The 21,112-nt window shown below is 46.0% G+C and carries 19 protein-coding genes and 2 tRNA genes; 4 read left to right on the top strand and 17 right to left on the bottom strand.

Features of this window, described 5'->3' with window-relative positions:
• Positions 1–306: 306 nt before the first annotated feature.
• From NUW02_01000 to NUW02_00940, 13 genes are all read right to left on the bottom strand, one after another.
• Positions 307–669: a hypothetical protein gene (locus NUW02_01000; protein ID MCR4274613.1), complete on the bottom strand. Its 363-nt coding sequence runs from the start codon at positions 667–669 to the stop codon at positions 307–309.
• Between the two features lie 35 nt (positions 670–704).
• The gene (locus NUW02_00995) at positions 705–2,201 is read right to left on the bottom strand and encodes a hypothetical protein (protein ID MCR4274612.1); all 1,497 of its coding nucleotides are present in this window, start codon (positions 2,199–2,201) and stop codon (positions 705–707) included.
• Between the two features lie 225 nt (positions 2,202–2,426).
• On the bottom strand, positions 2,427–4,016 hold the full coding sequence (locus NUW02_00990; GenBank protein MCR4274611.1) for a hypothetical protein: 1,590 nt from the start codon (positions 4,014–4,016) through the stop codon (positions 2,427–2,429).
• 588 nt (positions 4,017–4,604) lie between these two features.
• Positions 4,605–6,857: a polyribonucleotide nucleotidyltransferase gene (locus NUW02_00985; protein MCR4274610.1), complete on the bottom strand. Its 2,253-nt coding sequence runs from the start codon at positions 6,855–6,857 to the stop codon at positions 4,605–4,607.
• 481 nt (positions 6,858–7,338) lie between these two features.
• The gene (locus tag NUW02_00980; protein ID MCR4274609.1) at positions 7,339–7,638 is read right to left on the bottom strand and encodes a hypothetical protein; all 300 of its coding nucleotides are present in this window, start codon (positions 7,636–7,638) and stop codon (positions 7,339–7,341) included.
• Positions 7,639–7,855: 217 nt separating this feature from the next.
• On the bottom strand, positions 7,856–8,581 hold the full coding sequence (locus NUW02_00975) for a hypothetical protein (protein MCR4274608.1): 726 nt from the start codon (positions 8,579–8,581) through the stop codon (positions 7,856–7,858).
• Between the two features lie 163 nt (positions 8,582–8,744).
• Entirely contained in the window at positions 8,745–9,143 is a 399-nt protein-coding gene (locus NUW02_00970; GenBank protein MCR4274607.1) for a hypothetical protein, read from the bottom strand.
• A gap of 134 nt (positions 9,144–9,277) precedes the next feature.
• Entirely contained in the window at positions 9,278–9,733 is a 456-nt protein-coding gene (locus NUW02_00965; GenBank protein ID MCR4274606.1) for a hypothetical protein, read from the bottom strand.
• Between the two features lie 139 nt (positions 9,734–9,872).
• Positions 9,873–10,124: a hypothetical protein gene (locus tag NUW02_00960; protein ID MCR4274605.1), complete on the bottom strand. Its 252-nt coding sequence runs from the start codon at positions 10,122–10,124 to the stop codon at positions 9,873–9,875.
• Between the two features lie 188 nt (positions 10,125–10,312).
• On the bottom strand, positions 10,313–10,852 hold the full coding sequence (locus NUW02_00955) for an NYN domain-containing protein (protein MCR4274604.1): 540 nt from the start codon (positions 10,850–10,852) through the stop codon (positions 10,313–10,315).
• Positions 10,853–10,980: 128 nt separating this feature from the next.
• Positions 10,981–11,241: a 30S ribosomal protein S15 gene (gene rpsO, locus NUW02_00950; GenBank protein ID MCR4274603.1), complete on the bottom strand. Its 261-nt coding sequence runs from the start codon at positions 11,239–11,241 to the stop codon at positions 10,981–10,983.
• Between the two features lie 408 nt (positions 11,242–11,649).
• The gene (locus NUW02_00945) at positions 11,650–11,901 is read right to left on the bottom strand and encodes a hypothetical protein (protein MCR4274602.1); all 252 of its coding nucleotides are present in this window, start codon (positions 11,899–11,901) and stop codon (positions 11,650–11,652) included.
• Positions 11,902–11,938: 37 nt separating this feature from the next.
• Positions 11,939–12,307, bottom strand: coding sequence for a hypothetical protein (locus tag NUW02_00940; GenBank protein MCR4274601.1), 369 nt, complete (start codon positions 12,305–12,307; stop codon positions 11,939–11,941).
• A gap of 249 nt (positions 12,308–12,556) precedes the next feature.
• Here NUW02_00940 and NUW02_00935 point away from each other — a divergent pair, with 249 nt between their 5' ends.
• Together NUW02_00935 and NUW02_00930 are read left to right on the top strand one after the other, a co-directional pair.
• A complete protein-coding gene (locus tag NUW02_00935) occupies positions 12,557–13,489 on the top strand; it encodes a tyrosine-type recombinase/integrase (GenBank protein MCR4274600.1) in 933 nt (310 codons plus the stop codon).
• A gap of 30 nt (positions 13,490–13,519) precedes the next feature.
• A complete protein-coding gene (locus NUW02_00930) occupies positions 13,520–15,958 on the top strand; it encodes a hypothetical protein (protein ID MCR4274599.1) in 2,439 nt (812 codons plus the stop codon).
• A gap of 106 nt (positions 15,959–16,064) precedes the next feature.
• Here NUW02_00930 and NUW02_00925 read toward each other — a convergent pair whose 3' ends face one another.
• Positions 16,065–16,349: a DUF378 domain-containing protein gene (locus NUW02_00925; GenBank protein ID MCR4274598.1), complete on the bottom strand. Its 285-nt coding sequence runs from the start codon at positions 16,347–16,349 to the stop codon at positions 16,065–16,067.
• 223 nt (positions 16,350–16,572) lie between these two features.
• Here NUW02_00925 and NUW02_00920 point away from each other — a divergent pair, with 223 nt between their 5' ends.
• A complete protein-coding gene (locus tag NUW02_00920; GenBank protein MCR4274597.1) occupies positions 16,573–17,385 on the top strand; it encodes an exodeoxyribonuclease III in 813 nt (270 codons plus the stop codon).
• Between the two features lie 1,065 nt (positions 17,386–18,450).
• Here NUW02_00920 and NUW02_00915 read toward each other — a convergent pair.
• From NUW02_00915 to NUW02_00905, 3 genes are all read right to left on the bottom strand, one after another.
• Entirely contained in the window at positions 18,451–19,914 is a 1,464-nt protein-coding gene (locus NUW02_00915; protein ID MCR4274596.1) for an HD domain-containing protein, read from the bottom strand.
• Between the two features lie 162 nt (positions 19,915–20,076).
• Positions 20,077–20,148: transfer RNA gene (locus tag NUW02_00910), tRNA-Arg, on the bottom strand.
• A gap of 39 nt (positions 20,149–20,187) precedes the next feature.
• Positions 20,188–20,258, bottom strand: a tRNA-Gly gene (locus NUW02_00905).
• Between the two features lie 430 nt (positions 20,259–20,688).
• On the opposite strand from NUW02_00905, the gene NUW02_00900 reads away from it, so the two are divergent.
• Positions 20,689–21,108: a YraN family protein gene (locus NUW02_00900; GenBank protein MCR4274595.1), complete on the top strand. Its 420-nt coding sequence runs from the start codon at positions 20,689–20,691 to the stop codon at positions 21,106–21,108.
• Positions 21,109–21,112 lie beyond the last annotated feature (4 nt).

The following is a 21,112-nucleotide window of genomic DNA, read 5'->3' as shown; positions in this document are numbered from 1 at the left end:
TTTAGTTGCTCTGGAGGTGATTATTGGACTCCTTCCGGGGTGGGTGTGTGTCATGTTCGTTGCCCTGTGTGTGGGGAAGAAAATTACATTCACAACCACCCTTCCAAGAATGACCTTCTACTTTTGTTGGAGGAAGTTGTTTTTGATTGGCACAGCATCTTCGCGAGCTATGACGAGCGTCATAGACGAGATTACTAAGTTCTTTCGTCAAAAACCGCCAGCTTTAGGGCTCGCGGTTTTTCTTTTTGCTTTCTACTTTTCCCGACGTTTCAGTCGGGACCCCGACCATAGCGTCGGGGCTACTATTTAAATATTCGTTCGTGCTGAAGGATTTGCTTCGAGGCGGTCAACAGGAATTGGTTCATTTGTATTTTCATCTACTCCATACGTGCCGTTTTCAATTCGTGCGAGTGCGTCAGCAACTTCTTTGAGTTGCATCTCAAGTGTGTCTGAAATAGCAGTATTTTCTTCCAAATCCTCAAATTTGTCTGCAAGTTCGTTTTTGTCTGAAGTTGAAGCGTCAATAGCTTCGTCGACGACAGGTGACCAATCCCCTGCTTTGTTTGGATTTTTAATACCTACGTTTGAAAGCTCGCTTTCAAGGCGCGTCTTTTCGTCGGTTAATACTTGTTTGAAGTGAGCTAGTTGCTCATCGGTTATGTGTGTCATATGAGGGGCATCTTAGCAGGTTTTTTCCGTAAAATCTACCCCGAAAAACGGGCGGTAGAGATGTAATCAATAATAGCAGTAAGAGTTTCCTCGTCCTGGGCAACAATGAGCAGTTTTTGGGAGAGGAACGAATACAGAATACGTACCATACCATCCTCTCCAATATACGCTCGTGTGTCTTTGTTTTTTACAGACAAGTCTTTAAAAATTGGTACGGCGGAGGACGTGACCCTGACGACCGTTGGTTGTGGCGCCAGTGTTGCTCCGACGCTCTTCGGAGAAGAGGTCGAAGTCCCGACTCCTTGGGACGTCGGGATTGATGCGGTGCCGAGTGTTGTTGTAGAAACGGGGGGAAGTATTGGCGCGGGGGGTGGTGGAAGAGACGCTGGCGCGCGAACTATAAATGAGATGTCCTCCGGAAGTGCCGGCTCCCACTCAAGAAGTCCAGCAAATGCTGATTCGTATGACACTACTTCAAACGCAAGAAAAGGAGATACCTTTCCTCCCTTTGACACAATACCGAAATAGGTGAGCTTGCCGAGAGAGCGTTCGAGGCGGTCAGTGTTGCGCGCAGAAAGTGTTTGAAAAAAATCTTCTGGCAACATGTCTTGTACAACTCGCATCACTTTTCCGTCGGTATCTGTTTGTTCAACATAGGTGACGAGCCGTACGAGGGAGATACCACTTTTTTGTGCGTATGCAGAAGGAAGTGCGGACAGCGTTTGAGAAAGTTTTGTTCGCGTCATGTCTGTTACATCAAGTGTTGTTTCTTCAACACCAGGAATAAGTGCATTTGCTGGAGTCACCGTGACTGGTGCATCAGAGGCCTGTGTTTGCATGAGGTATGCGACAGTTACGACGATGACACCAAGAACTGCGAGACCAACACCACCAAGAACCCATGGTATGGTACCCGACTTTTCTTCAGGGAGAATATCGCGCACCGCTCTCTCTGATTCTTTTTGTTGTTGGGCGAGTGCAATACTTGAAACGGAAAGGTTTTGACTATGAATAGTTTCTGCTGCGTCCGATTCAAGTGTTCGGATAGATGCACGACGAATAGCTTCACTTACGGCGGTGGTTGGTGGAGTTTGTGGTGGTGTATTTTGTGTGGGAGGTGTGACTGGCTGTGACACTGTTGGTTTTTCTTCAACAGGTGGTTTAGGTTGTGTTTGCTCTGTCGGAATACCAAACGAAACTGTTTTTAGTGGAACGGCGCGTTCAAATGGGGGCTCTTCAATGGTTGGCAATGTTTGCTCTTGAGCTGGTGCGGGGGCTGGTGCTGGTTTTGGAATATCTGTATGAATTGGTTGGAAGGTTGGCGTGTTTGGTGATGTTGAAACGGCTTCAGGACCAAGAACATCAATGAGGGTTTGTCTCGGTGTAGCTGCATGTTTGTGTTCTGGAAGAATGGTGTTGTTTACAACAGGTGGTGGTGTGACAACAACTTCATCTGGAACAGGAGTGGAAGTTCCTGTTGGAATTTCTGGAGGAAGTCCAAAGGACGGATCGTTTTGAAATGGTTCAACCATATATGAATAGTATAAAACTAAAATGTGAAATCCAAAACTCAAAAAAGAATAAGAAAATAATAAGTAGAATGTAGTAAGTAGCCCCGACGCTACGGTCGGGGTCCCGACCGAAACGTCGGGAAAAGAAAATAGAAACGCCCCGCCTCTTACAAGAGGCGGGACTTCGTTTTGGGAAATAAAAAAGCCGAGCGAACCCAAAGGGTATCGCTCGGCACTGTGCTGTGACTATTCATCTGATGTAAGACTCACGTCGTCAATTCGAAATTCTGTAGGTCTCGTCGAGTTGTTTGCTCCGATAAATCGAACCCTGACGGTTTGTCCACGGAATCTCGTTACATCAACTGCTTTCAAAAAGTACCCCTCGTTTGGATTGCTCCGATTACTGAACGTGAGCACCGTTCCCAGCGTGCCTGTGCCAGTTGCGTTTGCAATCTTCACACTGAGAGTGTCCGTGGCAGTTGTGCCAGTTTCGCTCGTTGCAACCGACAACCAGAAACTAAGAATCGCACTCGTCGCGTTTGCAGGAATTACTATCGCCACGTGATCAAGTGTCTGCGACGACGAGTTATTGACACCAAGGCGGACACTATCAGCTCCACTACGGGCAACTCCAGAGTTTGCCACGAGGACGTTGGAGTTGGTACCTGTGTATCGGTACCGCATCCACGAGCCATCAGGAGCAGTGTTGGTGTTTGCTGTGATTGTTTCAAAACCACCGTTTGAGAGTCGCTCAATTTGCGTTCCCAAAACAGCAACGCATATTTGCGAGACCTCCCAACCCGGCCACTGTGATTCTGAATACGTGTGGCCAGTGAAATATACCCGCTCCTCGTTTCCAACTTTCAAGTATGTTGGTAGCCCCATACCTGTGTCGGAAAATCCGAAGTAGTCGGGCTTTGAGGAGAGTATCTTCACTCCAACGGGGAAAGAAAATCGATTCATCGAGAACGATGACCGCATTTCAGTAACAACCGGAAGACCAACAAAGAGATCGTAGATGAGTTTGTAGCCTCCAGGCACTTTTACCACATGTCCACGAGACATCATTTGTCCAATGACCGGAATCGTTTGAGATACAAAGTTCTGGCCGGTGGTGTCAGATGCCGTGGCCGCGCGCAGACTCACGTTGCCGTCCGTGTAGTACAGATAGAGGTTACCCTCATCAAGCAAAACAGTTGCCCACGCCAATCCACTATTTGCATGAGAGCCGAGAAGTCCATTCACAGGACCCCTCTTTATCCATGGACCGAACCAGTGGTCGGCCGTTGCGTGGAAGAGCATGCCGTCGCTCGTGTCACAGTTTGAGGTTCCTTCATAGTACATGTGCCACTGATTGTTCCAGTAGACCACATACGGATCGCCGATGAGTGCCTGCTCACCGACTCCCTCATACTCCATGACACCATCACCGTCGATGTCTTGACCCCCGATGTTGAGAAGTAAAATGGGCGGAGTATTTCCGTATCCATCATTCTGATTCCAACCCGATGGGTCTTTTCCGTCGCCGAAGCTCCACGTGAGCCAAATGCGATCTGCCCACCACGTATGACACGCAGTATTGTACGTGCCAGAATCGCCGGGTGTGAAGTCTTCACCAACAGGCTTTCCGTGTCGTACCGCACTGTTGATAGAAAAATACATCAAGTAGCGGTCCCATCCGTCTCGGTGAAGCACGTGCTGGCCGAACGGGTGAATCAGTGGATTGTTGAACGTCAGTGTTGGCGTTACCGTCGGCACTTGTGCAACGGCGGGTTGCATCAGAAAAAGCGACGCCACCAAAACCAACAAAACGAATCTGCGGACACCATTGTTCATAAACCAGTCCCTTTCTGGGTAGTGTTACCCTGTCAACGAACAACTCTGCCGAGACAATACCAGTTTGGTCTTTTTTATACAACTATAAAAAATAAGTGGTAAGTAGCCCCGCCTCTTGTAAGAGGCGGGGCTACGTTTTGAGAAAAAGAAAAGCCGCCCGTGAAAGACGCACGGGCGACTTTCTTGGGCGGCTGGGGGTTGTTTCTGTCTGCGTTTACTGTTTACCCCAAAAAGTTCTCGAACTCACCCCCGCGACAATGAAGGTACCCCCCAAAATCAGGAGAGCCAACACGACACCATAGGCGGGGTGGTTTGTGTCGTTGTCGATCAAGAGGTTCGCTACCCAACCTATAACGAAGAACAGTCCCCCACCGACGACAAAAATTCTACTAGATGTCATTTTTCCCCCCGTTCTCGAACCAACTCAAGTGGAATACTCGGGTTGGGTATGTCCAAACTCCATTATACATAAATAATAATATTTGTCAAGTATTACTGTTATCTTGCAGACAAGAAGCACAAAAAACAGCCCACCTGAGCCGTTTTTTGTGCAAATTGGGTATTTGTTATTTGATATTTTCTTCTCGCCTATCTCCGTGGCCCGCTGTGGTGGCTTGAACCACCTCGGTATCCTCCAGAACTGTGTCGGTGGTCTCCACCTGAACGGAAATCTCCTCCAGCGGAAGTTCCCTCTTTCAAACCTTTGCGTACGGCAAATTCAGGATCAGCATCTTTGATAGAGAGTTTAATTTTTCCTTCTTCACCAAGTTCTTTGATGATGACGGGTACTTTGTCTCCAACATTTGCAACACCGTCCATTGATGCAAGACGAAACGGTGCAATTTCAGAAATGTGCACGAGTCCTTCAGTGTCCTTCATTCCAGATAATGGGCTTTCATCGCCCATGCGCACAAACAAACCAAAGTCTGCGATGCGTGTGACAACACCCTCGAACTTTTCTCCAACAAGATACTCACGCGCAATCCCTTCAATAATTTTCTTTGTTTTCTCTGCCCCTTCAACATTTCCTGTGATGAAGACCGTTCCATCTTCTTCAATCGTAATTTCTGTTCCGGTTAGTTCACGGATTTGGTTGATTGTTTTTCCTCCGCCACCAATCACTGCACCAATAAATTCTTTTTTAATCTTTGTGACGAGAATACGTGGTGCGTGTACATTCATTTCTGCACGGTGTGTTGGTAATGTCTCTGCAATTTTATCCAAAATGAAGAGACGCGCTTTTTTTGCTTTTTCAAATGCTTCTGGAAAAACAGAAAGTGGAACTCCAGCAACTTTCACATCCATTTGCATTGCGGTCACACCGTCGCGCGTTCCTGCAACTTTGAAGTCCATGTCACCGTAGTGATCTTCCGGTCCTTGAATATCCGTAAGCACCTTATACTTTGCTATTTGTGATTTGTCATTTGATATTTCTTCAATAACTACTCCCATCGCAATACCTGCAACAGGGGCAAGAATAGGCACACCCGCATCAAGAAGTGCAAGCGTTCCTCCGCACACGGAACCCATTGATGATGAACCGTTTGATGACATCACTTCTGACACAATACGAATGGTGTATGGGAATTGCTCTTTTGGAGGAATAACGGCGGAGAGTGCTTTTTCTGCGAGTGCTCCGTGACCAATCATGCGGCGGTTAGTGCCACCCATGCGCCCCGTTTCACCTGTTGAGTACGGAGGAAAATTGTAGTGTAACATAAAGCTTTTTTTGCCTTTGACCTCCATCCCTTCCATTTCTTGTACCGCTTCAGGACCACCGAGCGTGAGTGCTGCAAGCACGTGTGTTTCACCTCGGTAGAAGACACCCGCACCGTGAAGCATTGGCGCAACGCCTCCTGCTTGTGTGTAGATTTCTCGAACTGTATCAAAGTCGCGTCCATCAGGTCGTTTACCTGAAAGAATTCCAACGTCAAACACCGCTTCAACTTTTTCTTCAAAATATAAGTCTGCTAGTTCACGACTTTCCTCGGGTGCACTTGTTTTGAGGAGCTCATGCCATGCGTGGTGTAGTTCACCAACTTTTTCTCCACCAGAAATACCACAGAACACGGCATCTGTAAGTTGTGGTGTGATTTCTTTTTCAAAAAGTGCGAGAGTAGCATCGGTGAGTGTTGGAAATGTGAATACTTTTTTCTCTTTTCCTAATTCTTTGATGATATTGTTTTGGAATGTTTCAAGTTTTGTAATTTCTTCAACTGCTTTGGTGAGTCCTTCAATAATAATGTCTTCAGAAACTTGGTGTGCACCCGTTTCAATCATGTTCACCTTTTGTTGTGCACCACATACAAGCAAATCAAGCACATTTGTTTTGCGTTCTTCGTAGTTTGGGTTAATTATCCACGCGCCGTCTGGTGTTCGCCCAAGACGAACTGCACCAACTGGTCCTGCCCATGGAATATCTGACACGCTGAGTGCGAGAGATGCTGCAAGAATGGCAATAACATCTGGGTCGTCTTCTCCAATTGAAAGAATGGTCGTGACAACTTGCACCTCAATACGCAAACGCTGGTCAAAGAGCGGACGCACTGTGCGGTCCACTGCGCGACCAGAGAGAATTGCTTCATCCGACGGCTTCCCTTCTCGGCGCATGTACTTGCCTCCAAGAATTTGTCCCGCAGCGTAAAACTTTTCTTCGTAATCAACGGTGAGAGGAAAATAATCCAGTCCTTCACGTTCCTTTGAACCCATGACTGCAGTTGCAAGAACGGCGGTGTTGCCATAGCGAACAATCACCGAACCGTTCGCCTGCATGGCGAGGTCGTTAAACTCTGCGGAGAGGGTCTTGTTACCAAAGGCCACCTCAAATGTTTTGCTTTTCATACTCTAAACTGAGCTCGTCTTCACATTGCAGATCTGACTTTCATCTCCCCTCGGTTGCAGACCCCGGAATGATGTTCAAACCCGTATATGTAAAGGCGAGCAATTACCCCTTTGTAATACTGAGAATATAGCACAAAAATCAATTTACAGGAGTTTCGCTCCTGCACAGGAGCGAAACTCCTGTAAAGAAAAAGCCCCACAGAGAAGCGTGGGGCTTCCTGCGGAGCGGGGCGAACGGCTACTTGTTGGTTTCGTACACAACGACGCGGATGATGGCCCTGCTTCTGTCGGGGTACTCATACACGTCATCTTTGATCGAGATGATTTTGGTCGCACCAAGGGCATTCACCATCTCGTCAAGGTGGCGATATACGAGGGCCGGACCTTGGCCCAATGGTTCAAAGAACGACTTCACCTTCTGTTTCAGAACTAGTCTACCTCGTGCCATTTTCGTTTCTCCTTTTGAAAGCAGAGGTGCTTCTCACTGTGTTGGGGTGATGAGAAGCTCTGGCGGAATTGCCTCACACGGAATGGTCGTAAACGCAAACTCGTTGGGATAGAAGGTCGGTGTGAACGCAAAACAAATTCCTGTCCGCGGGTCTTTCATGTACCGAAGGCTACCAAGGAGATCATTGGCGACATTTTGATTTTTCGCCTGAACCTGGGCAGTTTCTCGAGCGAGATGTTGTTCGGACGTTTCGCGTCCGAAAGTGAAACAAAGGATACCCACAATAGCAACTACCGTAAGAGCACTTCCTACAAAAAACACGTTTCTTTGCACATCTTTTCTCATCACAACCTCCTTAGGCCAAGGGCCACTGCATGCTACATTTTCTGACGAGACTGTACGCTTGAAACTTAAGAAAGTCAATTTCTAATATCGAGGCAACGCCTCGATATTAGGAGGCGTTGCCTTGTAAAACTTGGAATGAAAAACGGCGGAATCCCTAAAAAGGATTCCGCCGTGAATTCGATATGAGACAGGAAAGAGCAAAAAACTACTTGGTGCGAATAGCAGACTCGAGTATCTGCCTCTGTTTCTTTGTGAAACCCGGGAGAGCGAGCGTATCGTCCGCAAATCTCGGATCCTTTACCACGCCCTCGATGAGCACCTGCTTCTGCTTCCTTGAGAGATCAGGGGTATCGCGGAGTGCGCTGTATGCCCACTCTGGGTTTTTTGCAGCACCTTCAACAAGTATCTGTATCTGTTTCTTTGTGAGACCAGAAAAATTGAAAAGCGCACTGTCTGCCAACTGCGGATTTTTTGCCACACTCTCGACGAGTATCTGCCGCTGTCTCCTCGTGAGATTGTGCACGGTGTCGAGCAGGCTATACGCCCACTTAGAATCCTTCGCCTTCTTCGCGACGAAGAAATCAACGATGGGTTTCCACCACGCGGGCGGTGCGTTCTCAACAATGAATTCAAGACCACTTGCATCGAGTCCTAGGATAAGCATTTTTCCCCAAGTTGCCAAAACGGTGGCGGGATTCTTGAGGTACGGCTGAATCTTCTCTGGGAATCGCCAGGACTCCCAAATCCGTTGCTCCTCCCGATTTCCACCCCTTAGTTCAGGGAATGCGGCTCGGATGGCTCCATGACCAATGAAGTCCTTTCCTTGGGACCCCTCGACGCGCTTGCGAATAACCTTGTCTTTGAGGTCGCGGTCTACGAGAAACACAGGATCTCCGACCATTGGCTGTATCCATGAGACGAACTCACACATGACACCAGCTCCTTTCCTGAAATCAAACCGACACACACCGTGTGGTCGGTGCATCTGGTGTGGACAATACACCCTTTTTAAAAAAAGTCAACAATATCGAGGTTAAACCTCGATAGAAAAATAAAAAAGCCCCGCCTAGCACGAAGTGCATTGGCGGGGCAAATTACTTACACAACTCGGGAGATACGAGCACAAGCGTCGTTCCTTTTGATGTGCGTGTTACTGCGACCCGGTCTCCGGGTTTTGGTTTTGGGGAGTGCTCATCGTACTCAAGTGTTCCTCTTGAGGCGCGTCCGTCGTCGTAGCGGAGGAACACATTGCCACCAAATACTTTTTTTGAAAATGTTGCGCACTCAAAAATATTCCTACCCTTCATCAACCCAAACACAACCTGTTGTGCTTGGGTTTCTGATCGCTGTTTTTGTTCAAGAGCATAAACACGATTTTCAAGTACAGTGATTCTCTTGTGGAACACATCGTACGCATTCATATAATGTGCAACAGAGAACACGGCACCTATACCAATTGCAAGAATGAGCACCGCAAAAAATATTCGTCGCATGACACCTCCTCAATGTTCAAATCTAAGTCTAAGTATACAAAATAATGAGGTTGTTCGTGTGTGCGCGGTGTATAAAAAAAGAAGCCCCGCCTCGCACACAAGGTGCGTCGGCGGGGCAACGGTGGAAGGAACTGCTACTTGAGGAAGGCCTCGAGTTGCCGTCCTTTGGGGGAACGGCGCAACTTCTTAACGGCCTTGTGGAGGTGCTGGCAGGCGCAGTTGGCGCTAATCCCTAGAACTTTCCCCACCTCTTTGAAGGTTGAGTGTTCCTTGCACCCAAACCCGAAGTAGAGCCTCAGGACCTCTTTCTCCCTCTTGGAGAGGAACTTCTCCTGGTGGAGAATGCCCTCGATGAGTTTGTGGAGCTCGTGTTGTCCAGCAATCTCTTCGGGGTTCAGGGGCTGTGTCCCGAGACCCGCAAGCCAGGGGGTCGAACGGACCTCGTCGGCGGTGAGGGTGAGGCGGTAGTTGATCTCCACCGCCGCGACGCTGACTTGTCGGTTGAGTGCCTCCCTGATTGCCTTCATCAGGGAACCCATCGTGGAAAGCTTGGACTTCTGTGCTCTCGCCATCTTTACCTCCTTGGCCAAAGGCCATTGCGTACTGCGGTGTCTCTAATCTGGCACGCATTATATGCCTAAATACATGTTTGTCAAGTTTAACAAAAAAGCCCCGCCGAGCACACGAGGTGCACAGGCGGGGCGAGTGATTACTCGCAGAACGTCAGAATTACATTTTTGCAACATCTTCCAAGATCTCGGCCATACTTTTGGCCAGGTAGAGTATGAGAAAAAGAATAAACCAAACATCAACAAGGCTGAGGTACTTCAACATATCGAGTCCGCGGTCCCTACTGTTCGGGGTTGCTTTGCGCCAGACCCAGATGATGATTTTTACCATCACAGTCAGCAGAAGCGACGCGGTCATCATGTACAGAATCTTGAGGAGAGAAAGCCCAACGTCGAGAAGCACGTTTTCCATCACAATCTCCTTGGTTTGAACTACGGTTGATAAAGAGCGAACTGGTTGTTTCTGGTCGTGATTTTGCACTTAAAAAGCAATAAAGTCAACACAGAAAAACCTCGCCGGCATCATGCCGGCGAGGTTTTCTTGCTTACCACCTTCTACTTACTACTTTCTACCTTCTACCTTCTACTTTCTACTATTTGCTATTTGACATTTTTTCTCTCATTTCGTCCGCGGTACCCCATGAGGTACTTGCGGGGATCGTCATCAAGATTGGTGAAGTGGTCTGCGGCTTCAATGAGTTTTGCAGATGTTGAGCGTCCGAATGCGATGGCTTCCACCTGACATCCTTGGCTAATCTGCAAGTACTCAACGAGCGGAACATAGTCTCCGTCTCCAGACACAATGACAACGGCATCCAACTTTGGTGCGAGTTTCACTGCGTCCATAGCAAGTCCAACATCCCAGTCAGCTTTCTTAGCGCCTCCTGCAAAAATTTGTAAATCTTTTGTTTTTACCTCAATACCCATTTTGGTAAGAGCTTCAAAAAATGTTTTTTCTTCACCTGATTCGGTAGAAATAACGTATGCGATTGCACGAATGAGCGGTCGCTCCCCTATTGCATCCTTAACGATTGCTGCGAAATTAACGCGAGCGCTGTAGAGATGTCGTGCACTATGATAGAGATTTTGCGCGTCGATAAAAACGGCAACACGCTGTGCCTTCTGTTTGATTATGGTCATAAATATTTAAAATAAATTACAAAGTTCAAATAACAAATATCAAAAAAATTCAACGACCTTAATCCAAATGATAACAGGATTGTTTGTCATTTGGTATTTGATATTTTGCAGTCCTTGCGTGCAAGGAATTATTCTTTGATCTTCTTGAGTAGTTCGGCGTGTTTAGCTGGGTTTTTCTTTTTGAGGTATGCCAAATGCGTTCGGCGTTGTGCCACCATTCCGAGAAGACCGCGCCGTGAGTGTTTGTCCTTACGGTTGTCTTTCAAGTGCTTTGAAAGCTCATCAATACGCTTTGAGAGCAAATTGATTTGTACTTCAGGAGAGCCTGTGTCGGCATCGTGTCGAGCACTTTCCTTAATAACTTTGATTTTCTTTTTCTTGGATAACATATAAATAGAGACTTGATACTGGAAACTAGGATTAAAACGTTGTGAACACTTGGAGTATACCACTACCCCACGATTTTAAGAAAAGTGGGGGTACGAACGAGTACCCCCACGGTGTGATTTGGCGAGAACGCTGCTTTATGTCGCGTCACCCTATGGCCCGAGAGGGTCGCGGAGGTTGATGCTCCGCTTACAAAGGCACAGATGGCTGCGGGGAAAGCATTGTTGCTGTCCAAACCAGACCAAAAACACTATATCAAATTATGGGTTTTTTGCAAGTTCAAAAAATCAAGGAGTGAAACGACTATGATTTTTTAGAACCCCGCCCTCAATACGAGGGCGGGGCAGAAAAAGAAAAAACCGATTCGCGCCGTTGAAAAAACAACGTGCGAATCGGTTTGAAGAACACGGCTATTTGAAGCCGTTGAGGCTTTTGAAAACAAACTCGATACCGTCCAAAACGATGTGGGTCAGGACCGAGAGTGGCCACAGAAGACCCATGAGGGGACTCGGTACGAGTAGAATGATGAGGAATCTGGGCATTCCCCACCAAAATTCGGGTTTATCGTAGCCCCTGTTTCGGGCAGTCCGAACGACCAAACCGCCCATCAGGATGTATCCGATGATACCGATGACCCAGTACAACATGTTCATCCAGTTCATACCCATCTCTCCCTTTTGTTAAAGAACATGGTTACCATCACGGAAGAAGCGGAATGCCTCGTTCACGAATGATTTCCGACAGCGCCCAGTAGAAACTCGGGTGCACCCCCCACGTCGTCTCGCTCGAGTTCTCAACCACGTTGAGAAGCTGAGAGTCACTCAACTCCTTGAGGCCCGACTTCCTACTGGCGATGTTCTCGGGCCGGATCCTTCCCTGAAGAGCTCCAAGGTAGAGCTCCATTCGGTAGAACTTTCTGGCAACTTCTGCCCTTGAAGTCGCTGGCTTCTCGGTTTCGCTTCCCATTTCCACAACAATCCCCTTTCCAATGCTCGAAGAGCTTGGAAACTTCAGAAGCATCCCCTCTTTTTTTGAGCCGGGGTAATTCGGAAACCTTCCGTTGCTCATACCACCTCTCCTTTGGTTGCCGATCTTTCTGCGCACACTCTACACAGAATAGCTCTTGTTGTCAAGCAGAGAAGTTGCGCAAAATAATATTGTGCGACACTAGAAAGTGCGGGAGAATAGGGAGTATGAATCACATTAGAGATTTCTCAGTTATGAAAACCACTCTTACTCGAACAAAAAATGTGTGTATTGATTTGTACATTACCAATATAACCACGAAAACGTTTCACGTTTTCTATCTCTAGTGCGATGAACCCTGTTGAAAAATTAAAACACGAATTTCTTGAATACCTTGAGATTGAACGTGGGCGCTCTACCAAGACGATTGAAAACTATGATAGGTACCTCTCAAGATTTGTTGGTTTTTCTAAGATTTCTAAACCTGTTGATATCACCGAAACATCCGTGCGCGAGTTTCGTTTGTGGCTCAATCGTCAGCAGGCACGAACCATGAAACATGAAGCACAAAACAGCGGAACGCTCAAAAAGAACACACAAAATTATTATTTGATTGCCTTACGGGCATTCTTGAAATTTTTACGCAAACGAAACATTACAACACTCCAACCAGAAGCCATTGAACTCGCAAAAGTCGGAGATCGCGACCTTGATTTGATTACGCCAGTTGAATTGGTCCGCATTATGAAAGCGCCCGAGGGCGATTTGGTCGGCGCTCTTCGTGATAAGGCATTATTGGAACTTCTTTTTTCAACAGGCATGCGCGTGTCAGAGCTGGTGTCACTTCCTCGAGATATTGATTTGTCACGCGGGGAATTTTCCATTCGTGGAAAAGGTGAAAAGGTGCGTGTTGTGTTTGTCTCCCCTTCCGCGCGTGATGCCGTCAACGACTATTTGAAGAAACGAACCGACATGGATGATGCGATGTTCATTCAGTTTGGAAAAGCGTCAAAGAATGCAAAAGATTTGCGTCTCACCGCGCGCTCTGTTGAAAGATTGGTAAAACGATATGCGATTAAGGTTGGTATTAGCAAAAAAGTAACACCACACGTCATTCGCCACTCATTTGCCACTGATCTACTGGAGAATGGTGCCGATTTACGAAGCGTACAAGCGCTTCTTGGTCACGCTAACATCACCACGACGCAAATTTATACACACGTGACGGACAAACACCTCAAAGAAGTCCACAGCAAGTTTCACACTAATCGCGAAAAAGAGTAGAATGTAAAGAACTATTAGTAATATATACTCATGAAAAAATATCTCCTTGGAATAGCTGTCGTCGCTCTGAGCGTTGTTGGGTTTGCGTCGTTTAATATTCAAAACGCATCAGCTGTGGATGCATGTAATCATATTAGTGTCGGTTTTTCACGTAGCCAACTTCCTCTCAACACATACCCCGCCTTTACTATCACAGGACCCGCTGGGACCGTCATTTCCTCATCACGTTTTTTCCCAGGAAATGGTCAAACCTTTCAGAGTGTTAACACAACAAATAGTGGTGCCCCATTACCTCCTGGGGGATATCGTATTGATGTAGAGCCAATGGCTGGAACCTCTCGTCTTGTGTTGATTAATGCAGGTAATCCCCCAACCGCAACAATTCAATGTCCTTTTGAAACTTCAATATTGTTTTTTCTTGGGTATGAACCAGCGGCTCCATCTGGCGGGCCATCTTTGCGCATGAACCCAGCGCCTCAAACGGTGCAGGCCGGTAGTAACCCCGCTATTTTTGGTTCCGAATATAGTGCCGATGGAGGGAGTTGGAATGATGTGAGTGGCTACACAACATTTTCTTCTCCACAGGAAGGTACGATTATTCACAACGCAGGTTCTCCTCACGGTGGAAATCTACAAGAAATTTTGGGACTTCATGCGGGTGTTGCGCAGATTAACGCCATGTATGCCGGCCTCACCATATCATCAAATTTAACTGTTACTTCTGGTGCACCACCCTCTCCCCACGCACCAAATTGTCAAATGAGAAGTAATCCGGAAACAGCAACGGGGGGAACGGTAACGCTCGCGTACACCGTGGGATATTTACCAACAACTATTTCAATAGAAGCTGATGATGCTCCAGCTACTCCTTCAGGTACACCAACTGTTGGTGCTCCAGATCCTGCACGTGCGGACTCTCAACAAACAGGCAGTATTGTAACTGGACCAATAACAAAAGACACTGTCTTTACTATGACGGTTTCAAATTCTCACGGAACGCGTCACTGTGATCTTGAAGTGCCTTTTGTTGCTGCGCCAGAGGCGGGTTTGCGATTACCGCTTGTTGCGACACTGCTTGATCTACCTAATTTAATGGTGTATCCAGGACCAAGATTTGGCACTCAGAATATCCAAAGTGCAGCATATGCAAACGGTGCGTTCGCATTCTCTGGTGCGTGTGGTGGTCCTAAAGATCAAAATTACTTGAGCTCATATCCACCTTTTCGACAAGGTGGAGCGTGGTTCTTTAAAGATGATGGTACACTTATTTCTCAACGTGATCTTTGCATGGATGGTGGTTCGAGGTTTCAGACGCTGTTCTTCCACGGAAATGCCGAATCTCAAATGGTTGCCGATGGTGATAGAGGATTTTTTATGGCAGTTCGCTCGAACGGTGGAAGTGTCTCGGGAAATACGTATGGAGCGGGAGCCGAACACGCGGGATATTATCAAGTTTCTGGGGGGGGTGTACTTTTCTCACCCTCATCAAATTTTATTATTCGCAACAGTAACTTTGCCGCCGCCAATGGCAAAGTAATCGGTAACGTACAAGTTGGTCTTGATGGAAACAGTGGTAGAGATGTAACCCTTTCCACACCATCACTCCAGATACTTGCGGAGCGAGAGGAACACTCGCTGAGACCTCTTGTGGGTTTTGGAGATTACATACTTGGACGCGTAGGAAATTCATCTGACAGGTGTACTACCCCAGTCTCGTATACGCCAACTGTTTTCAGAGCCGAATCAGACGGTGGGATCACATCAGTACAAGAACTAACACTGCCGGATAATTTGTGTCCCGGAAGAGTGGCAATTGATTACACATCTACTCCAAAACGCTTGGCGGTGACTTCACACACTGGCCAGTCGGGAAGAAATCTTAATTACTCAAATCGAATTTTTCTTTTTACGAGTGGCGCAAACGGATTGGAACCTGCAGGAGAATTGACAGTACCAGAAAGCGTTCTTACAAATATCAACAGACGAGACATGGCCATATTTCCTGCTTTTGCGGTTGCCGGCTCATACCTGGTGTTTGCTGGTTATCCGGGTATTGATGAGAGATATTTCACCTTGTGGCACGACGGCACGCTTGCCGGTGTCGCAGAAGCACCTCTACGCCGAGATTATGGAACAGCCAGTATAGGTGAATCGGCAGGACAACCTTTACACCTCTTTATGACTCCGCAGGGAAAAATAATGGCCGGAGGTATACGTAACGCGTATCTCTTTGATAGTAATGTGGTGCCAGTGGGACCACCGGTACCCCCAGTTCCTCCCGGAGACGGAGGTGGGGGTGGAGGTGAGGTTCCAGGTTGCCACCTTCCAACATTACAAGTCAGCGGAACACAAGTTATAGGTGCTGACACCATGTTGAGTTCTTGGCTCACATACACTAGTTGTGTAATTCAAACACTGTATTCACAACCAACAAACGGAACAGTGCCACTAACTAAGTATAGTAATTAGTTTCTCCTAAAAGTTCCAATAACAACACAACACCCCGCTCGTACTCGAGCGGGGTGTTGTTATAAAAAAGACCGGACCTCCAAGAGGAGGTCCGGTCTTTTCTGAATTACATCTGTTGCATTGGCACTTCCTTTTTCATGTTGTTTGCACCACATGATTCACACGTACTACATTTCGCACACTTACAGTGAAAGAGTGACATAACACCGGCTACTCCGACGAGAACGTAGACAACACCCTCAACCCACCATCCCAAACTGCCAAAAATAAGGTTGACGATGTTCCAGTTACTCTGGAAGAATCCACCGAGACCTACAAGACCCCAGTTAATTGCTCCAACAATAATCAAAATCCAAATAATTTTTGCCACTCCACATTTTCCTTTCATCATATGTTTTTGGGAGGCCAGACCTCCAAATGTATTTAAATAATAATGTTATAAGCACGTGTATTGTATCAGAAAGTACATCCAGCACTAAATGCTCCAGTGCATTTGGAGAAACGTTTAGTGCTGGATACAATCATTGTATGAGTCCCGTTAGAGATCTCTCAGTTTTGAACGGGCGATGTGTGGAGAATTAAAAACATGGTCGAATTTTTAAAGAAAGATAAACATGATACGGAAATGCCCCGCATTTCCTATCTCTAACGGGATGAGAATTATCTCGTGGAATGTAAACGGACTTCGCTCACTCTTTAATCAAGGGTATTGGGATTGGTTTGAACAAGAAAAACCTGATATTTTTTGCCTTCAAGAAACGAAAGTAGAAGAAGGCCAACTTTCTCCAGAAGTTCAAAAGCCAGAAGGTTATTTTGCCTATTTCAACTCATCAAAAGAACGAAAAGGATATAGTGGTGTAGCCGTGTACTCAAAAAAAGAGCCTAAAAGTGTCTCTTTTGATGTGTTACCTGAAAAGTTCAACACCCAAGGACGTCTTATTGAAGCCGCTTTTGAAGATTTTGTACTTTTGAATGTCTATTTTCCAAACGGAGGGGGTTCTCCAGAAAAGCTTCAGTACAAGCTTGATTTTTATGACGCATTTTTGGAACACATTAAAAAACTAAGGAAAAATGGCAAAAAGGTGATTTTTTGTGGTGACGTCAATGTCGCGCATGAAGAAATAGACATTGCTCGACCGAAAGAAAATGAAGGACACGTTGGATTTTTGCCAGAAGAACGCGCGTGGATGGATGAAGTTCTCTCCGCCGGATTTGTTGACACATTCCGACATTTTCATCCCGACACAAAAAATGCCTACTCATATTGGGATACCATTTCTCGCGCACGAGATAGAAATATTGGTTGGCGATTGGACTACTTTATTGTTTCTCAAAATCTTCTTCCAAAAATTAAACGTTCAGAAATACTTTCGGATGTGTACGGCTCCGATCACTGCCCGGTTGGGTTAGAAGTAAGTAGTAAGTAGCCCCGACGCTGTGGTCGGGGTCCCGACTGAAACGTCGGGAAAAGTAGTAAGCCAAAAAACCTTTGTATACAAAGGTTTTTTGATGTCCGGCATTTACTCAGCACTTAAATTCTTAAGTGCTGAGTAAAGGACATTAAGAGTAGAGTTATGCACTTTTGTCCTTTACACTCGTATGCATGTCCTTTACACTTACTACCAGAGTCAGAGCAAAGGGGCCCAATTAAATATACCCCACACAAATCTCCTTGCCTCTTTCTGACACATTCGTTCTTTCCCAAGGATAGGGATTGAGGAAAAAAGCAACAAACGGTTTTGCGTGAAATTGTCTCGCAAGACAAGACACGAGAATAGTGCGCCCCACATACGCACCTCCAGTCTATACGTTCAGGCTCTTCTTACCCCATATCCACACAAGGATTTCTCTCCGAGCAATCCTAAGCCAAGGCCGTCTTGCACTGTTACAGAAGGTTATTCTTCACCGAATTGCGTTCCGTGACTTCAGGGCGGCTTTTTGCATATGTGACTTATAGCCACGGTCGTGGCTATAAGTCACATATGCGTATGCGTATTTAATTTAAAATAATGGAAGTTGGAAGAGGACTAATTCCTGCCTGCCGGCAGGCAGGCGTGCGAATTAGAGAATATTGACAATAATAAAAAATGTAATATAATACTACCGAATGTTCTCGAGCAACCGTGCTCAAAAAAACAGGAGGAGAAAGTCATGAAAACGGTTTTTGACGACGGTCGCATTCTCGTCCGCGTGAACCCGTTTGGTGAGGTATTCATCATGAACAAGACCGCCACCACCTCACTGAGGGGATTCTTCCAACACGCGGAGATTCAAGCGAGGACTCGGGAGAGTGAACTTTACGTTACGGCTCCTGGTAATCTGATGACTCTAGACGCTGTGAACGGATTCCCGGCACTTCGGGTTTGGCAGAGATAGCTTTCTCTGTCCACAGCGACGCACTTCTGCCCCAGCTTCGGCTCGGGCAGGTTTTGTTTTCTCCACAAACTAAAAAGCTAATAAGCTACAAGCTAACGAAGCTAACAAGCTTCTTCTCACTCCACGTGATGTTTGGAGCGGATTTTTTTAACTTCTTTTTCCTCAGCTTCTTCCTGTGCATCTCTCCCTTTTTCACCAAGTATGCGGAGTTCTGCGTCGGGAAGCTTTACAAGTGTTTGTGCGCGAGTTTCCAAATACTCTTTTGTATTTTGTGTTGGGTCATCAAGTACATCTTCAAGGAGTGCATGGAGAATCCATCCAATACGTGGTCCGGGACGCTCTCCAAGGAGCTCCATAAGCTGTTTACCATCAATACTAAGCATTCCAACAGACACCGGGTCGCGCAGCACCTCATCAATCATGGCTTTGTATTTACGCAAACGATATGGTTGTTCTTTTGGTCGTCCTGTTCCAATTCGATCACAGATGCGCACATTCAAAATATCTTCAACATTCTCTGGACCAACATTTCGAATGAGACGACGCACAGCGGAGTGTGTAATTTGTTCTGTATCGGAGAAAAACATGTGCCATCGAACAAGTTTCGTCACTTTTTCAACAATCTCTGTTGGAAAACGTAACTCTTGCATTCGTTTGCGTGCAAGACGTGAGCCCACAACTTCATGTCCATGGAAAGACCAATCATTTTTCTTTGTGTCCATCGCTTTTGTATGTGGTTTTGCGATGTCATGAAAAAGTGTCGCAAGACGAAGTTCAAGTGAGAATTTTTTATCAGCAGCAGCTTGCAGTGTTCGTCCAATGTGCTCAAAAACCGTGTAAGAATGGGCCTGATTTTGACCCACATCAATTCCCTTCTCTAATTCTGGAACAATGTACGAGAGCAATTTGTGTTCGTGGAGAAGCCGTACTCCACGAAATGGGCTGTCTGACAAAAGCATTTTAGTGAATTCATCACGAATACGCTCGGCCGATATATGTGCGAGGTCATCTGCGTGTTTGAGAATTGCATCCGACGTCTTTTTTTCAATATCAAAACCAAATTCCGTTGCAAAACGAACAGCGCGCAACATGCGGAGTGCATCTTCATTGAATCGTTTCTCCGCATCACCAACCGCGCGGATGAGTTTGTCCTTCAAATCTTTTTTTCCATCATATACATCAACAAGTGTGTTGGTTGTGGTATCAAACGCGAATGCGTTGATGGTAAAATCTCGTCGCGCAAGGTCTTCTTCAAGAGATGTGCCAAAAGAAACACTATCTGGGTGTCGTTTGTCGCTGTACCCGCTCTCCTTTCGATATGGCGTGACTTCAATTGCTTTGAGTGTTGCATCTTCTGTTTCATCGTTCACCACACCAACGGTTCCGTACTCATTTTCATAAAAAGTATGTGGAAAAAGCGCCTGAATTTGTTCGGGATTTGCATTTGTGGTCACATCCCAATCCTTTGGTGTGCAATCAAGGTACATGTCGCGCACGCAACCACCAACAAGATACGCCTCGTACCCGTTATGTTGCAGTAGGGCCACAATCCCCCGCGCTTCTTTTGGTAGGTCTTTCATACAGTTCTTGCAACTATTGTAAGGGATTCGATCGCAATTATTTTCGAAGCCTACTTCGGCACAATCTACTGATTGCCCGTCTCAATGAGTACATTGACCTACTGTGTCGCGCCGTCGCGCTCCGACTTTCGAATCCCTTCGAAAACATTGTATTACACTCTGTGCTCCCGGAGGGATTCGAACCCCCAACAACAGGTTCGAAGCCTGTCATGATATCCATTTCACCACGGGAGCAACATTAATAAGCTTTATTTATTATAACCTGTTTCTGTGTGCGGGCAGGGAGAATCGAACTCCCGTCTCGTCCTTGGCAAGGACGTGTTCTACCACTAAACCATGCCCGCCTTGCACGTTGTTCGGCGGACGAGTCCACCGCAAAGAACAGTATATCTATTTTCACTGAATTTACCATATGTTTATAACAATATACGATAATTTGTATGTCAATAATCTTTTTGTGAGCAAATCAGATAAAAAAATTTAGCAAATTCTAACCAACTCTCGACCAAAAGATAATAGATAAAATTTTTATAAAGACAAAACAACCATGTCTTTAAGAAAACTTTATTTTAAAAGGGTAAAATGGCTAAAACTGTGGACAACAACGGGGATATGTGTAAAAGACAGGCAATTGGACATGTGTAAAATAAAGGCAAATATCAGTGTAAAATAGCCCAGTTAAGCCATATTATAGAATTTGTCTCTAATAATGTCCGATATAAGTGTTTCACGTGAAACATATAGGTATTTGTTACACATGAAATCTTATTTTCCATGAAAAATGACCCAAAACACATCAAAATAGGCAAAATAGGAGAAGAATTAGCGTGTCTGTTTCTTGTGAAACGAGGTTTTAAGATTACAGAAAGACACTATCTAAAGAAATGGGGAGAGATAGATATTATTGCCCAAAAGAATAAAGTTTTGAGATTTGTTGAAGTTAAATGTGTTTCATGCGAAACAGGGAACGGTGTCGTTTCACGTGAAACAGGTTATCAAGGTTTAACCTCGATGATCAGACCTGAGGAACACGTTACGCGTGAAAAGCTCGAGCGACTTTCTAGGGCAATTCAGACATACCTAGTTGAGAAACATATTTCACGTGAAACACGGTATCAGGTAGATGTTGTGGCAATTCGACTTAATCTAAAGGACAAAACAGCTCATACACTCTTCATTGAGAATGTCCTTTAGAACT

Source organism: Candidatus Campbellbacteria bacterium (assembly GCA_024653945.1).
In the GTDB taxonomy this organism is placed as follows: Bacteria; Patescibacteriota; Minisyncoccia; order Phycocordibacterales; family EsbW-18; genus EsbW-18.
This window is presented reverse-complemented; position numbering and strand designations above follow the sequence as displayed.

What these genes read in the sequence shown, in the direction of transcription:
- NUW02_01000 (MCR4274613.1), bottom strand. Translation starts at nt 669, where the DNA reads ATGACACACATAACCGATGAGCAACTAGCTCACTTCAAACAAGTATTA.
- NUW02_00995 (MCR4274612.1), bottom strand. Translation starts at nt 2,201, where the DNA reads ATGGTTGAACCATTTCAAAACGATCCGTCCTTTGGACTTCCTCCAGAA.
- NUW02_00990 (MCR4274611.1), bottom strand. Translation starts at nt 4,016, where the DNA reads ATGAACAATGGTGTCCGCAGATTCGTTTTGTTGGTTTTGGTGGCGTCG.
- NUW02_00985 (MCR4274610.1), bottom strand. Translation starts at nt 6,857, where the DNA reads ATGAAAAGCAAAACATTTGAGGTGGCCTTTGGTAACAAGACCCTCTCC.
- NUW02_00975 (MCR4274608.1), bottom strand. Translation starts at nt 8,581, where the DNA reads ATGTGTGAGTTCGTCTCATGGATACAGCCAATGGTCGGAGATCCTGTG.
- NUW02_00970 (MCR4274607.1), bottom strand. Translation starts at nt 9,143, where the DNA reads ATGCGACGAATATTTTTTGCGGTGCTCATTCTTGCAATTGGTATAGGT.
- NUW02_00960 (MCR4274605.1), bottom strand. Translation starts at nt 10,124, where the DNA reads ATGGAAAACGTGCTTCTCGACGTTGGGCTTTCTCTCCTCAAGATTCTG.
- NUW02_00955 (MCR4274604.1), bottom strand. Translation starts at nt 10,852, where the DNA reads ATGACCATAATCAAACAGAAGGCACAGCGTGTTGCCGTTTTTATCGAC.
- rpsO (MCR4274603.1), bottom strand. Translation starts at nt 11,241, where the DNA reads ATGTTATCCAAGAAAAAGAAAATCAAAGTTATTAAGGAAAGTGCTCGA.
- NUW02_00945 (MCR4274602.1), bottom strand. Translation starts at nt 11,901, where the DNA reads ATGAACTGGATGAACATGTTGTACTGGGTCATCGGTATCATCGGATAC.
- NUW02_00940 (MCR4274601.1), bottom strand. Translation starts at nt 12,307, where the DNA reads ATGAGCAACGGAAGGTTTCCGAATTACCCCGGCTCAAAAAAAGAGGGG.
- NUW02_00935 (MCR4274600.1), top strand. Translation starts at nt 12,557, where the DNA reads ATGAACCCTGTTGAAAAATTAAAACACGAATTTCTTGAATACCTTGAG.
- NUW02_00930 (MCR4274599.1), top strand. Translation starts at nt 13,520, where the DNA reads ATGAAAAAATATCTCCTTGGAATAGCTGTCGTCGCTCTGAGCGTTGTT.
- NUW02_00925 (MCR4274598.1), bottom strand. Translation starts at nt 16,349, where the DNA reads ATGATGAAAGGAAAATGTGGAGTGGCAAAAATTATTTGGATTTTGATT.
- NUW02_00920 (MCR4274597.1), top strand. Translation starts at nt 16,573, where the DNA reads ATGATACGGAAATGCCCCGCATTTCCTATCTCTAACGGGATGAGAATT.
- NUW02_00915 (MCR4274596.1), bottom strand. Translation starts at nt 19,914, where the DNA reads ATGAAAGACCTACCAAAAGAAGCGCGGGGGATTGTGGCCCTACTGCAA.
- NUW02_00900 (MCR4274595.1), top strand. Translation starts at nt 20,689, where the DNA reads ATGAAAAATGACCCAAAACACATCAAAATAGGCAAAATAGGAGAAGAA.